The sequence below is a fragment of the Paracraurococcus lichenis genome (assembly GCF_030657435.1).
GTDB lineage: Bacteria > Pseudomonadota > Alphaproteobacteria > Acetobacterales > Acetobacteraceae > Paracraurococcus > Paracraurococcus lichenis.
In genome coordinates, this window is the sequence record NZ_JAUTWS010000012.1 from 37,839 (window position 1) to 52,143 (window position 14,305).

Annotated in this window: 11 protein-coding genes; 4 read left to right on the top strand and 7 right to left on the bottom strand. The window is 74.0% G+C overall.

Annotated elements, in window-relative coordinates:
* Positions 1–101 precede the first annotated feature (101 nt).
* Entirely contained in the window at positions 102–1,514 is a 1,413-nt protein-coding gene (locus Q7A36_RS14185) for an FAD-binding oxidoreductase (protein ID WP_305104366.1), read from the top strand.
* 3 nt (positions 1,515–1,517) lie between these two features.
* On the opposite strand, the gene Q7A36_RS14190 is transcribed toward Q7A36_RS14185, so the two are convergent.
* From Q7A36_RS14190 to Q7A36_RS14210, 5 genes are all read right to left on the bottom strand, one after another.
* Positions 1,518–3,002, bottom strand: coding sequence for a coiled-coil domain-containing protein (locus Q7A36_RS14190; RefSeq protein ID WP_305104367.1), 1,485 nt, complete (start codon positions 3,000–3,002; stop codon positions 1,518–1,520).
* A 7-nt stretch (positions 3,003–3,009) separates the two neighbouring features.
* Positions 3,010–3,951, bottom strand: coding sequence for a DUF6384 family protein (locus Q7A36_RS14195; RefSeq protein WP_305104368.1), 942 nt, complete (start codon positions 3,949–3,951; stop codon positions 3,010–3,012).
* Complete coding sequence (locus Q7A36_RS14200) at positions 3,944–5,140, bottom strand: hypothetical protein (protein WP_305104369.1); 1,197 nt, start codon at positions 5,138–5,140, stop codon at positions 3,944–3,946. Before Q7A36_RS14200 ends, Q7A36_RS14195 begins: the two co-directional genes overlap by 8 nt.
* A 108-nt stretch (positions 5,141–5,248) precedes the next feature.
* Positions 5,249–6,508 (bottom strand): flavin-dependent oxidoreductase, encoded by a 1,260-nt coding sequence (locus Q7A36_RS14205; RefSeq protein ID WP_305104370.1) that lies wholly within the window; start codon positions 6,506–6,508, stop codon positions 5,249–5,251.
* 22 nt (positions 6,509–6,530) lie between these two features.
* Positions 6,531–7,817, bottom strand: a complete 1,287-nt coding sequence (locus tag Q7A36_RS14210) for a serine hydrolase domain-containing protein (protein ID WP_305104371.1) — start codon at positions 7,815–7,817, stop codon at positions 6,531–6,533.
* Between Q7A36_RS14210 and Q7A36_RS14215 the strand changes: the two genes are divergently transcribed.
* Positions 7,782–9,374, top strand: a complete 1,593-nt coding sequence (locus Q7A36_RS14215; RefSeq protein WP_305104372.1) for an alkaline phosphatase D family protein — start codon at positions 7,782–7,784, stop codon at positions 9,372–9,374. The genes Q7A36_RS14210 and Q7A36_RS14215 overlap by 36 nt on opposite strands.
* Here Q7A36_RS14215 and Q7A36_RS14220 read toward each other — a convergent pair.
* A complete protein-coding gene (locus Q7A36_RS14220; RefSeq protein ID WP_305104373.1) occupies positions 9,334–10,296 on the bottom strand; it encodes a retroviral-like aspartic protease family protein in 963 nt (320 codons plus the stop codon). The two genes, Q7A36_RS14215 and Q7A36_RS14220, sit on opposite strands and share 41 nt — an antisense overlap.
* Positions 10,297–10,443: 147 nt before the next feature.
* Here Q7A36_RS14220 and mmsB point away from each other — a divergent pair, with 147 nt between their 5' ends.
* Both mmsB and Q7A36_RS14230 read left to right on the top strand, forming a co-directional pair.
* Positions 10,444–11,322: a 3-hydroxyisobutyrate dehydrogenase gene (gene mmsB / locus Q7A36_RS14225; protein WP_305104374.1), complete on the top strand. Its 879-nt coding sequence runs from the start codon at positions 10,444–10,446 to the stop codon at positions 11,320–11,322.
* Between the two features lie 258 nt (positions 11,323–11,580).
* Positions 11,581–13,347 carry a sensor histidine kinase gene (locus Q7A36_RS14230; protein ID WP_305104375.1) on the top strand — a complete coding sequence of 589 codons (1,767 nt, stop codon included), beginning with the start codon at positions 11,581–11,583 and terminating at the stop codon, positions 13,345–13,347.
* Between the two features lie 6 nt (positions 13,348–13,353).
* Here Q7A36_RS14230 and Q7A36_RS14235 read toward each other — a convergent pair whose 3' ends face one another.
* Positions 13,354–14,295, bottom strand: a complete 942-nt coding sequence (locus Q7A36_RS14235; protein WP_305104376.1) for a ketopantoate reductase family protein — start codon at positions 14,293–14,295, stop codon at positions 13,354–13,356.
* Positions 14,296–14,305 lie beyond the last annotated feature (10 nt).

Here is a 14,305-nt window from a genome sequence, read left to right on the forward strand (position 1 = left end):
GCAGCATTCCCCCCGGGATTCGCCGCGCAGTGAAGCCCGGTGTGGCGCCCAGGGCCAGGGGGGTTGAAGCGCCGCGCCGCAGGGCGGAGGATGCGGCGGCCATGAGCCCGCTCGACATGCTGGCCGACGCCGTCGGCCCACGAAACGTCCTCCGCGATCCCGACGACATCGCTCCCTATGCCGTGGACTGGCGCGGCGCCTATCGCGGCCAGCCACTGGCGGTCGCCCGCCCCGCAACGACCGAGGAGGTCGCCGAGGTCGTGAGGCGCTGCAGCGCCATGGGCCTCTCGATCGTGCCGGCGGGCGGGCGCACCGGCCTCTGCGGCGCGGCGGTGCCGACCGGCAATGGCCCGCCCTCCGTCGTGCTGTCGCTCGAGCGGCTCAACCGCATCCGCCATGTCGATGCGCGCGACTTCTCCATCGTGGCCGAGGCCGGCTGCGTCGTGCAGACGGTGCAGCAGGCCGCGGCCGAGGCCGGCCGGCTCTTCCCGATCCAGTGGGGCGCGCAGGGCACGGCGCAGATCGGCGGGATGCTCTCCACCAATGCCGGCGGCATCCGCACGCTGCGCTGGGGCAATGCGCGGGAGCTTGTCCTGGGGCTTGAGGTGGTGCTGCCCGATGGCCGCGTGCTGGACGACCTGCGGCGCGTGCGCAAGGACAATAGCGGCTATGCGCTGCGGCACCTCTACATCGGCGGGGAGGGGACGCTCGGCGTCATCACCGCCGCCGCGCTGCGCCTGGTTCCCGCCCTGAAGCGGGTCGAGAGCGCCTTCGTCGCGGTGCCGAGCCCGGATGCCGCGCTCTCGCTCTACAGCCGCATCATGGGCTGCGGGGCGGAGCTGATCGCCTTCGAGCTCTGCGCCCGCTTCTGCATGGAGATGGCGGCGCAGCACGGCGTCGGGCTGCGCATGCCGCTGCCGCTGGAATCGCCCTGGTACGTCATGCTCGAGATCGCCGCGGCGCATGAGAGCGTGCCGCTGCGCGCCATGCTGGAGGACTCGCTGGCCGAGGCGATGGAGGCTGGCGAGGTGCTGGATGCCGCCATCGCCGAGAGCGAGGCGCAGCGCGCCATGATCTGGAAGATCCGGGAGGACTATCCGGACTGCTCGCGCCGCGACAGTCCCTCGGTCGGCACCGACACCGCCGTGCCGGTCTCGGCGGTGCCGGACTTCGTGAACACGGCGGAGCGGGAGCTGAAGGCGCGCTGGCCGGAGGGGCGGATGGCCGCGATCGGCCATGCCGGCGACGGCAACATCCACCTCTCGCTGCACGCGCCGGCGGGCTGGGCAGGCGACCGCGCCGCCTGGGTGGAGCAGGCCGGCGAGATGGAGCCGCTGGTCAATGCCATCGCCGTCTCGCTCGGCGGCAGCTTCTCGGCCGAGCACGGCATCGGCCAGAGCAAGCGGCACGCGATGGCGACGCACAAGAACCCGGTGGCGCTCGATCTGATGCGGAGCATCAAGCAGGCGCTGGACCCGGCGGGGCGGATGAATCCGGGGAAGGTGCTGCCCTGAGGGTCAGAACCCGCCGCCGGTCCTGAAGCCGCCCCCGCCGGAGGAACCGCCGCCCTCCATGGTGCCGCCGGTGCGGAAGCCCCCGCCGCCGAAGCCACCGCCCGTTCCGAACCCACCCCCGCCGAAGCCGCCCGGGTCAGGGCTGCCCCAGCCGCCCGGCTGGTTTCCCCAGGGGCCGGTGCTCCAGGGTCCGCCGCCCTGCCAGGTGCCGCTGCCCCAGGGTTCCGTGTGGGGCACCCGCTGCCGCTCCAGCCGGTCCCAGAACCCGTCGCGGGAGAGCGTGCCCCGCAGCAGGTCGCCGATCAGCACACCGACCAGCGCGCCGTCGTTGAAGTCCCAGTGGTCGCGGCGATAGCCGCGATGGCGCATCTCCTCGCGAACCGAGAGCGTCTCCTGCGCGCGGCGGCGCGCCTCCGCGGCCTGGTCGCGGGCCCGGGCCAGCGCCTCGTCCAGCCGCGCCGCTTCCGCCGCCGCCGCCTCCAGGCGCGCGACGACCTCGTCATCTTCCCGCATCGGCGTGCGCAGCGCGGCGGCGCGCAGGGATTGCAGGCTCTCGGCGGAGAGCGCGGATTCGAGCCGCGCGGTCGCCTCGCGCAGCGCCGCATCCTCCTGGCCGGCGAGCGCGGCGCGCGCCTCCTCCGCCCGGCGCGCCGCCGCTTCCAGCGCGGCCTCCGCCATGTCCAGCGCCTCCCGCGCCGGGGCCAGGTTGTCGCCGTCCGGCAGGCCCGCCAGGGCCTGCATGCGGGCGGCCAGCGCCGCCTCCTGCGCCGCGGCCTGCTCGCGCATGCTGGCCGCATGGCCGGCGAGGCCGGCGGGGAGCGATTCGAGCAGGGCGTAGTTGCGGCGCGCGGGCTCGTACCCGGCGACGCGGGCGACCCAGCCATCCAGCCAGCGCACCAGCGGCCCGGCGCGGTAAGCGGCGGTGCCGTAGCCGCGCCGCCAGAGATAGGCGAAGAGCGGGTCCGCCATGTAGGGCCGGCCCTTGGTCGCCAGATCCTCCCGCGCGAAAGCCGCCTTCTCCTCGGCGTGCTGGGCGATGCGTGAGGCTTCCTCGGCCGCGCTGCGCAGGCGCTGCCAGTCGGGATCGGCCTCGGCCCGCTGCCGTGCCTCGGCGAGGGCCCGATTCCGCGCCTCCTCCGCCTCGCGCAGCGCCGCGGCGCGGCGGTCGCGCTCCGCCTGGGCGGCGGCCAGCGCCTCGCGCCGCTCGGCCAGCACCGACCCGGCGGCCACCGCGGCCTCCTGCCGGGCCTGCAGCAGGGCGCGCACCTGCTGTTCCGCCGCATCCAGCCGGCCAAGCGCCTCGCCGCCGTCCCGCAATTGCTGCGCCCGCAGCCGCGCCAGGCTGCGCAGCGCCTCCGCCTGGGCGGCGCGCACCGCCTCGCGCCGCTGCTGCAGCGCCGCCGCATCCGCCTCGGCCGCCTGCGCCTCCTGCTCGGCGCGCTGCAGCCGGTCCTCCACAGCGTCGAGGAGCTGGAAGCCGCTCAGCATGGCCGCGTCACCACGTCAGGATCGCCCCGCCGGTCACGGGAATGGACCATCGCGTCTCCAGCTCGCCCGCGCGCTTCTGCCCGACCACCGGATCGCCGATGAGGCCGGTGCGCATCTTCTCCTGGCGCACCCGCTCGAACTCCGCCTCCGGCACGTGCAGGCCCCATTTGGCGACGCGGGCCGTGGTGCCGTCCTCCTCCGAGGTGACGGGCACCTCCAGCGGGCGGCCGTCGGGTCCGACCGCCTCCACGATGAGGTAGAAGTTGCGCGCGCGCGGATTGGCCTTCGGCACGCGCCAGACGCCGGATTGCTCCCCGGGGCGGGAGACGATGCGCACCTGGTATTCCCGCACCAGGTCGCGCTCGAGCTCCTGCAGCGAGGCAAGCCGCGCCCGCGCATCAGAAAGCGCGCCGGCGGAGGCGGCGGCGCGGCCCTCGGCCAGCAGCCGTGCGGCGCGATCGCGCGGGCCGGGCAGCGCGGTGGCGGCCAGGACCCGGTCGTGCTCGGCCTGCAGGGCGCGCGGCAGGCCCTGCAATTCCTGTTGCTGGGCGATGCGCGCCCGCTCGGCCGGGACATGCACCCCGAGCCACCAGCCGCCGCCGGCCAGCAGCAGCGCGGCCAGGGCGATGCCTGCCATCCGCCCCCAGCGCCCGCGCGTGACCCAGAGCGTGGCGAGGCTGCGCTGTAAGGAGGGCGGCGTCGGCGTATAGGCGAAGCGGTGCTCCTCCAGCGCCGCGACGCCCTGGTCCAGGATGCGGTCCGGCACCGCGATCCCCTGGCCGGCATAGATCTCCCGCAGCCGCTGCTTCAGCGCGGCGCGGCGGGCATCGCCTTCCAGCTCCCGCTGCACCAGCCGGTCGGCGTGGCGGAGCGTGTCCACCACGTCCATCGCCAGCATGGTCTCGTCCAGCGCCGGCGCCGGCCGCGGCGCGAGGGCGGTGTCAGCCATGCGGCGTCAGGTGCAGCGCCGCGCCCTGCTGCGCCAGCCGGGTCATGCGCTGCTTGGCCTCCTCGACCGAGCGGCGGATCTCCTCCGAGTTCCGCGTCGCCGCATCCCGCATCTCGGCGATGACCTCGCGCGAGCGCTCCTGGTAGTGGACCACGCTGTCCACCAGCTTCTGCACCGCGGCGGCGGAGACGGTCGGGCCGTAGCCGGCCTTCAGCGCCTCCTCCTGCACCTTGCCGCCGATATCGGCCAGCACCTCCAGGCTCTGGTTCACGCCCTTCTTCATGGCCTCCAGCGTCTGGGTGCTCTCGTGCAGGCCGTGCAGCCCGGCGAAGGAGGCGGAGAGGGCGGTCAGCACCGCCTCGTTGGTCGAGAAGAAGGCGACGGATTGCTGGTAGACCCGCTCCTTCGCGCTGGTCGTCTGCACCAGCCGGGCCATGATGACCTCGGAGGTGTTGTAGGAGACGACCATGTTGTCGGCCAGGTCCTTGCAGATCTGGTAGCGGCCTTCCTCGTTCTGCAGGGCACGCAACGCCTCGTCGCGCGCAAGCTCGAGCCGCGCCCGCTCGGCGGGCTCCACCTGGCCGGCCGCATCCACCGCGGCGCCGGCCTGCTCGACCGCCGACTTCGCGGCGGCGAGCTTGCCCTCGGCGGTCTTCAGCAGCTCCAGCGTCAGCACCTCGGCCTGCTTCAGCGCGCCGCGGAAGTCGCGATAGGCCTCGAGGATCGCCCGCTCCCGGTCGATATTGCCCTTGGTGTCCTTCGAGACTTCCAGATAGGTGGCGCGGATCGTCTGGAAGCGGGAGGAGATGTCGCCGCGCGTGGCGTTCATCCACATGTTGCGCAGCTTCTCGCCGGTGGAGATGCGGCCATCGGCGAGCTGGTTCACCATCTCCTTCGCGTCGTCGCGGATGGAGTTGAAGGCGTTGGTGATGCCCTCGTAGCGCTGGGCGATCTCCATGGCGCGGATCTGCTCCCGCACCACCTCGTTGAAGACGGTCGCCTGGTTCAGCACGCGGGCGATGAGCGTCACGCGGCCGGGGTCGAGGTCGCCGAGCTGCGACAGCAGGCCGGTGATCGGCGTAACCTCCACCGCCGGCGGGGGCAGCGGCAGGCCGAGGTCGCGCAGCGCGCCCATGGCCTTGTCGAGGTAGCGCATGGGCTGCGCCACCGGGGTCTGTGGCTGTTCCATCGGGTCCCTCCTGCCGCGGTGCAGAGATGCGCGCCCGCGGGGCCGATTGCTAGCGCATCGCGGTGACGCGATCCGCCGGTTGCGCGGTGCAATGCAACGAAGCCGCGATCAATCCCGCGCCAGTCCGGCGTGGCGGGGGACGGACCAGCTCTCGCGGCGGTTCAGGGTTTCCGGGTCGAAGCCGGCGGTGCGCTTGTAGCTCATCACCACCGCTTCCAGCTCAGCGTGCGGCACCACGTCCTCCAGCCGCGCGAAGCCCTCCGGGGCACGGGCATGGACGATGTCCATGACGCGGTCCGGCCCGTCGCCGCGGTTCGCCTCCACCACAGCGGCCGTCGCCGGGCGGCGCACGGCCTCATAGGCCTCGAGCCCCGCCTCGACGCTGCCCTGCGTCGCCAGTTGCAGCGCGAGGAACCGGGCGTCGAGGATGGCCTGCGAGGCGCCGTTCGAGCCGATCGGGTACATGGGATGCGCGGCATCGCCCAGCAGCGTCACGCGGCCATGCGTCCAACGCGGCAGTGGGTCGCGGTCCACCATCGGGAATTCGTAGACCGCCTCCGCCGCATGGATCAGCGCCGGCACGTCCAGCCAGCCGAAATTCCAGCCGGCGAAGATCGGCAGGAAGTCCTCGATCCGGCCGGGGCGGTTCCAGTCCTCCCGCGCCCAGGGCGTGTCGGTGGGGAAGCGCTGCTCGGCGATCCAGTTCACCAGCAGGCGGCCGCCCTCGTCCTTGGCGATGGGGTAGCAGACGAATTTTGTGTCGCGGTGCCCGGCCTGGACCATGGAGGCACCGGTCAGGAAGGCCGGTGCCCAGCTCGTCGCGCGCCAGAGCAGCGCACCGTTCCATTTCGGCGGCCCCTCGTCGGGGTGGTAATGCGCCCGCACCGTCGAATGGATGCCATCCGCCGCGATCAACAGGTCGCCTTGCGCCGTGCTGCCATCGGCGAAGCGCGCCGTCACGCCCGAGGCGTCCTGCGCGAAGCCGGTCAGGCGCTTGCCGGCCCGGAGGTGCGCCGTGCCCAGCCTCGCTTCCGCCGCGCGCCAGAGCAGCACCTGCAGCCTGCCGCGATGGATCGAATATTGCGGCCAGTGATAGCCCGCGGCCAGGCCGCGCGGCTCGGTCCAGATGGTCTGGCCGAAGCGGTTGGCGTAGCGGAATTCCTGCGTGGCGATTCCGGTCGCGGCCAGCTCCTCGCCCAGGCCGAGCTCCGTCAGTTCCCGCACCGCATGCGGCTGCAGGTTGACGCCGACGCCGAGCGGCCGGATCTCCGGCGCGCTCTCGAAGACCTCGGCCTCGATGCCCGCCGCGTGCAGGGCGAGCGCCGTGGTCAGCCCGCCGATGCCGCCGCCGATGATGATCGCGCGCATGCCTGTGTCTCCTGCGGCGCCCTCATAGCGCGGCCTGGGCTTCCCCGGCCAGCAGGCGGCGGGTGGCGGCGACCAGGTCGGCCACGGCGCGACGATGCGCCGGGTCCTGCTCCGGCGGGGCATGGGGCGGCTGCGGGAAGGCGCCGAGGGTGACCACGGCCAGCCTCTCCGCCCGCAGGATGTCGATCCGCTGGCCGGCGAAGCCGATGGCCGACATCAGCCCGTCGCCGAGCCACCAGGAATAGCCGTAATGCGTGATGCCGGGGGCACGGCCGGGATCCACGGCGAAGCGCGGCACCGCCATCGCCTCCACCCAGCCCTCCGGCACCACGCGGCGGCCGGCGACGACGCCGTCATCCAGGATGAGCTGCGCGAGCCTGCCGAAGTCGCGCAGCGCCATGCCGGCGCGGCTGCCGCCGATCTCCTGCCCGCCCTCCGATTCCAGCGTGTAGAAGGCGTCGAATTCCATGCCCGCGGGCTGCCAGATCCGCTCCGACAGGTAGTCGGCCAGCGGCCGCCCGACCGCGCGGGTGACGGCGGCGCCGAGCAGGAATGTGTCGCCCGAGTTGTAGAGGAAGGCCTCGCCCGGCGGCCGCTCGCGCGCCAGCCCCGCCATGATGCGCAGCACGCCGCCCGGCACCTTCGCCGCCAGCGCGCGGCTGTAGCGGTTCACGTCGCAATCCGGATCGGCATAGACCTCCGTCCAGCGCGTGCCGGAGGACATGGTCATGAGGTGCTCGAGCGTCACGCCCTCATAGGCCGTGTCGCGCAGTTCCGGCAGGAAGCGCGTGACGGGCTCCGCGACCGAGGCGATGGCGCCGTCGCGGATCGCGGCGCCGACCAGCACCGCGGTCAGCGACTTCACCGTGGACATCGTGGACCAGCGGTCGGCCTCGCGCAGGCCGAGGCCGTAGCGCTCCAGCCGGATCTGCCCATCCCGGATGACCAGCAGGCCGGCGAGGAAGTTCCGCTCCATCACCGCCTCCACGTCCTGGCCGAGGGCGGCGAGGCCGGCGGCGATGTCGGTGCCGCGCGGCCAGGGCTGCGGCGTACCGCGGCGGATCGCGCGATGGGCGAAGAGCCGGTCGACGATGCGGTAGCCCCAGGGCTGGATGGTCGGGGGATAGAGGAGGAAATCGCCAGCCCGCGGCAGGTGCTCGCCCGGTTGCGCCCGCTGGTCCATGCCGCCCTCTCCTCTGCCCAGGCTGTCATGAAAGCGCGCATGCGTCCCGCGCGCCATCCGGGCAGGATGCCGGGCGAGGGAGACCAGGCCATGGACAGCACCGCCCGCCATATCCTCGACCTGCATCGCCGCGGCCTGCTGCGCGGCGCGCTCGGCCTCTCGGCGCTCGCCGCCCTGCCATCGGCGCGGGCGCAGCCGGTCTTCGGGCGATATCCCTTCCGCCTCGGCGTCGCCAGCGGCGATCCGCTGCCGGACGGCGTCGTGCTCTGGACCCGCCTCGCGCCCGAGCCGCTCGCGCCGCTCGGCGGCATGCCGGTGGGCGCGGTGCCGGTCGCCTGGGAGGTGGCGGAGGACGAGCGCTTCGCCCGCATCGCCGCGCGCGGCACCGAACTCGCCCGGCCGGAGCTCGGCTTCTCCGTCCATGCCGAGGTCGCCGGCCTGCAGCCCGGCCGGCCCTACTGGTACCGCTTCCGCGCGGGCAGCGAGGTCAGCCAGACCGGCCGCACCCGCACCGCCCCGGCGCCGGACGCGGCCCCGGCGCGGCTGCGCTTCCTCAATGCCGGCTGCCAGCACATCGAGCATGGCTGGTTCACCGCCTGGCGCCACGCCGCGCGGGAGGAGGACATCGACTTCGTCTTCCACTACGGCGACTACATCTACGAATACCGCGGCCGTCTGCCGGGCCAGCCCGGCTGGGGTCCGGCGCAGCCGGTGCGCACCGCGACCGGCGACGAGGTCCACACGCTGGAGGACTACCGGCGCCGCTACGCCGAGTACCACATGGACCCCGACCTGATGGCGGCGCATGCCGCACATCCCTTCCTGCCGAGCTTCGACGACCACGAGGTGGACAACAACTGGGCCGGCGCCTTCAGCGAGGAGGATGGCGGCGCCCGCCACCCCGTCGCCGTGCCGCCCGAAGTCTTCGCGCTCCGCAAGCAGGCGGCCTTCCAGGCCTGGTGGGAGAACATGCCGCTGCGCCGCGCCGTCCTGCCGCGCGGGCCGGAGATCACCGCGTTCCGCCGCCTGCGCTTCGGGCGGCTGGCGGAGGTGCATGTGCTCGACACCCGCAGCTTCCGCGACGACCAGCCCTGCGGCGACGGCTTCAACAAGCCGGCCTGCGACGCGGTCGCGCGGCCGGAGGCGCAGATGCTGGGCGAGCGGCAGGAGCGCTGGCTGCTGGACGGCCTCGGCGCGAGCAACGCCACCTGGCAGGTGCTGGCGCAGCAGGTGATGCTGTCGCCGCTCGCCCTGCCGGACGGCATCAACATGGATTCTTGGGACGGCGCGCCGGCCGCCCGGGCGCGGCTGTTGCGCGGGCTGCAGGAGAGGCGGGTGCGGAACGCCGTAGTGCTGACCGGCGATGTCCATACGGCCTGGGCGGGCGAGTTGCGCCCGGAGGCGGAGGGGCCGGTGGTGGCGACGGAGTTCGTCGCCACCTCCATCACCAGCGGCGGCGACGGGACGGAGCAGCGCCCCGGCACGCCGGCGCTGCTGGCGCGCAATCCGCACCTCCGCTTCTTCAACGACCGCCGCGGCTATTGCCTGCACGAGGCGACGGCGGAGCGGATGGGTGTGACATTCCGCGCCGTGCCCTTCGTCACGCGGCCCGATGCGCCGCGCGAGGACCGCGGGCGCTTCATCACGGAGGCGGGGCGGCCCGGCCTGCATCCGGTGGGCTGATCGCCACCGCGCGGCCGCCGACCGGCCGGGCGACCCAGGCGCGGCCCGTGGCATGGGAGAGGAAGAAGCGGCGCGACCGCATGTAGTCGAGGCCGAGCAGCATCTCCACGCCCGGCGGCAGCAGCAGGTCGGAGACGCCGATCACCGGGCCGCGGAAGACCTCCGGGCCGATCCGCACCTCCGCGAAGCGCAGGTGCGACACCATGCGCGGCTGCCCGTCGGCGCCGCGGGCCTCGCTGCGCGGCGCGGCCGCCAGCATCGCCTCGGTCACGCCCAGCCGGCGGGCCGTCGCGGTCGTCATCGAAGAACCGTTGGCCCCGCTGTCGAGCAAGGCGAGCACCGGCCGGCCCGACACCATGGCGCGCAGCAGGAAGAAGTCGCCGCGCCGCTCGGTCGGCAGCGGCAAGGGGCGCGCATCGGCCCAGTCCGGCACCGGCGCGGGGCAGCCCGCCTGGACCTCGTGCAGGAGCATCGATCGCTGCGGGAGATCCCACTCGATCTCGTAGGCGGCCATCAGGTCGGCGCCGAGCACCCCGGCGACCGCGGGTTGCGCGCCCTCGGTCCCGGGGAGGGGGTGCACCGTCAGCGGCGGACGGCGCAGGGTCCGGCCTGCCAGATCGAGGGTTTCGGGCATAACGGTCTGCGAGACCAGGACGCCGCCCGTCCCGCGGATCCAGTGCGGCCGGCCCGGATCCTGACGCAGGCCGAGGCCCGCGGCGGTCTCGGCGGTCACGCTGCTGCGGCCCGCGCCGGTGTCGATGAGGAGATGCACCGGCACGCCATTGATGCGGGCGGGCGCCAACGGCCGCCCCAGAGCCTCGGCGAGCGGGACCTGGACGGGCGGCATCCTGCCGCAGAGCGCCGCCGGGCCGCCCGCATCGCCGGAGCAGCCCGCGAGCAACAGCACACCCAGCGCGAGCAAGCCCCGCATCATCACCGCGGCACGCGATTCCTCGTCCGAAGGGATCATACCCGCGCGGACTCTTCCCGCGGAAGTTTATTCGCCGCGGCCCGGTGACGGCCGCCCGCGGCTTGCCTACCCTGGTGCTGCGGAACGGAGGGGAAACGCATGGCACGGATCGGCTTCGTCGGGCTCGGCAACATGGGCGGGCCAATGGCGCGCAACCTGCTGAAGGCCGGCCACCAGGTCGCGGGCTTCGACCTCGTCCCGGCGGCGCTGGATGCCTTCGCCGCGGCCGGCGGCACGCCCGCCGGCAGCGCCGCCGAGGCCGCGCGCGGCGCCGCGTTCGTCGTCACCATGCTGCCCGCGGGCAGGCACGTGAAGGATGCCTGGCTCGGCGCCGGCGGCATGGCCGCCGCGAGCGATGCGGGCGCCGTGCTGATCGACTGCTCCACCATCGACGTCGCCACGGCGCGGGAGGTCGCGGCCGCCGCCGGCCGGCCGATGCTGGATGCGCCGGTTTCCGGCGGCACCATGGGTGCCGAGGCCGGCACGCTCACCTTCATGGTCGGCGGGCCGGAGGAGGCCTTCGCCCGGGCCCAGCCCATCCTTGCCGCCATGGGCCGCAGCATCGTCCATTGCGGCGGCGCCGGCGCGGGGCAGGCGGCCAAGGTCTGCAACAACATGATGCTGGCCGCCAACATGATCGTCACGGCGGAGGCCTTCGTGCTGGCCGAGAAGCTCGGCCTGACGCACCAGGCGCTGTTCGACGTGGCCAGCAAGTCCTCGGGCCAGTCCTGGGCGCTCACCTCCTATTGCCCGGTCCCCGGGCCGGTGCCGAACAGCCCGGCCAACCGCGACTACCGCCCGGGCTTCGCGGCGGCGCTGATGCACAAGGACCTCGGGCTGAGCCAGGAGGCGGCGGCGAGCGCGGGGGCGACGACGCCGCTCGGCGCCCAGGCCCTCGCGCTCTACACGCGCTTCGTCGAGGCCGGGAATGGCGAGGTCGATTTCTCCGGCATCATCCGCATGCTGCGCGGCGGCTGAGACTGGTGGAGGGCCGGCGCGTCGGCTGACGCGCGGGCCCGAATTGGCCGGCCCGGCGAAAGGGCCCGGCGCGGGGCCGCAGTCACGACGTTCCCTACCATCCCGGATTGTTGAACTATGCCGGGCGCCCGGAACGGGCAATTGTGGGGAACCGACGAAGGCCTCCGCTGCGATCATGGTGCTGCTCCGTCTCGGGCATCCGGCGATCGCCGGGGCCTGGCCCTTGCTGCCGGCGCCGCGCCGCCGGGCCGGGCCCGCATGACCTTCGTCGTGCCCGCCCGCCCGCCTGCCACCATCGATCTCGCCGTCGATCTCGCGCCCGTCCCGACCCTGCTGCTCCTGCGGGACGACCTCGAATTCCTGGCCGGCAATGCCGCCGCGGCGGCGCTGCTCGGCTGCGACCGCGAGGCGCTCGCCGGGCGCTGGGAGGCGCTGCTGGCCGATGCCGCGCTGCGCCTGCCGCTCGCCCGCGCGGCGGCCGGGCGCGGCCCCGACCTGTTCGAGGCCTCGCTGCCGATGGGCAGCAAGCCGCCGCGGCCGATCCGCTGGCAGGCCCGCCGCGTCGAACTCGACGGCCGCCGCCTGCTCTCCGTCGGGCTGCTCGATCCTCCGGCGCCCGCGCCGGACCGCGACCTCGCCGATCGCCGCCTCGAGGTGGCGCTGGCCGGCGCGGAACTCGGCGCCTGGCACCGCGACCTGCGCACCGATCACCTCGAGGTCACCGAGCGCTGGTGCGAAATGCTCGGCCTGCCGCCTCGCCGCATCGTGCCGATGACGGCGTGGCAGCGCCTCGTCCATCCGGAGGACCGGGCGCGGCTGCGGCGGCACATGGAGGCCCATATCGCCGGGGCGGATGGCCGCTTCGAGCTGGAGATGCGGCTGCGCCACGCCGACGGGCGATGGATCCCGGTGCTGTCGCGCGGCCAGGTGATCGAGCGCGACGCGGCGGGCCGCGCCCTGGTCGTGACCGGCACGCATCTCGACCTGACCACCCAGCGCGCGGCGGAGGCCGCCCGGCTGGCGAGCGAGCGCGAGGCGCGGCGGCGCCTGGCCGAGCTCGAGACGCTCTATCACTTCGCGCCGCTCGGGCTCGCCCAGTTCGACCGCGACCTCCGCTTCGTCCGCATCAACGAGGCCCTGGCCGAGATCAACGGCTTTCCGGTGGAAGCCCATATCGGCCGCAATGCCTGGGATTTGGTGCCCGATTTGCGCAACGCGGCGGAGCCCCTCCTGCGCCGGGTGCTCGCGCAGGGCGAGACCATCACCGGCATCGAATTCACCGGCGAGACCGCCAAGGCGCCCGGGGTGAAGCGCGACTGGGTGGAGCAGTTCTACCCGCTGCGCGATCCCGAGACGCAGGAGGTCGTCGGCGTCGGCGTGGTCTGCGAGGAGGTGACGGAGCGCAAGCGGGCGGAGCGCGCGCGCGAGCTGCTGCTGCGCGAGCTGGACCACCGCGTGAAGAACCTCTTCGCCATCGTCCGCGGGCTGGTGAGCTTCAGCGCCCGCGGCGCCGATACGCCCGCCGGCATGCGGGACCTGCTGATCGGCCGCATCGGCGCCCTGGCGCGGGCGCATGACCTGGTGCGGCCGGCGATCGCCGATGACGGCGGCGGGGTGCCGGCGACGACGCTGACGGCCATGCTGGGCGCCCTGCTCGACCCCTTCGCGGGGGAGGGGCTGCGCGAGCGCATCGCGCTCGACGGCCCGCCGGTGCCCCTCGGCAGCTTCGCCGCGCCGCCGCTGATGCTCGCCCTGCATGAGCTGGCGACCAATGCGGCCAAGTACGGCGCCCTGTCGCGCGAGCACGGGCGGGTGGCGATCGACTGGACGGAGGCCGACGGCACCCTCCGTCTCCGCTGGTCGGAGGCCGGCGGCCCCGCCGTCGCCCCGCCGGAGCGCAAGGGCTTCGGCCACCGCCTGATCACCCAGAGCGCGGCGCAACTCGGCGGCAGCGCGCGCTTCGCCTGGCATCCGGACGGCCTCCGCGTCGAGCTGCTGCTGCCCCGCGCGCGCCTCGGCGCCTGATCCCGCTCAGCCCCGCGGCAGGCGGCCGGCCTCGCGCCGCTGCTCGTAGGCCTTGGCGTGCAGGAAGGCCGCCTCGTGGATCTCCTCCGGCACGCCGGCCTCCCGCGCCGCCTGCAGCAGGAAGCCGAGGATGTGATCGGCCTCGATCCGCCCGCCTGCCTCCAGGTCGCGCAGCATGGAGGTGGCATAGCCGCCCTTCGGGTCGGCGAAGAGGGCGCGGAACTCCGCCATGAAGCTGTCCGGCATCGGATGGCCCTTGGCCGCCGCGATGGCCGCGTTGCGCTCCAGCACCCGGTGCATGAAGGCGACGCCGCCCGGGCTGCGCGCGATCTCGCCGGTATTGGCGCGCAGCAGCACCGTGCCGATGGCGCTGGTGCCGAGATGCGTCAGCTTCTCCCACATCCGCTGCAGGATGTCGGGCACCGCCGTCGCCACCATGCCCTCGGCCTTCGCGCCGAGCGCGGCCAGCGCCGCGACCCGCGGGCTCATTGACCCGTCCAGCTCGCCGAAGGTGAGCCAGCGCCAGTCGTTGAGTTGCCGCACCGTGCCGTCGGCGGCCATGGTCGCCTGGATCTTGGCGAGGCCGCCCAGCACCGCGCCCGCGCCGAACTCGGTCTTCAACCTGTCGATATGGGAGAGGCCGTTCAGCACCGGCAGGATGGCGGTGCGCGCATCGACCGCCGGGCGGATGGCGGCGATGGCGTCGCCCAGGTCGTAGGCCTTGCAGGTCAGCAGCACCAGGTCCCAGCCGGGCGCGGCCTCCTCGGCCAGCAAAGTGCGCGCGGGCAGCCGGGCATGGCCGAAGGGACTCTCGAGGACGAGGCCGTCGCGCGCCAACTGCGCCCGCCGACGCGGGCGGACGAGATAGGCGACCTCGGCGCCCGCCTGCTGCAGGCGGCCGCCGAAATAGCCGCCAAGGGCGCCGGCGCCCAGGACCAGGATGCGCATTCCGACTTCC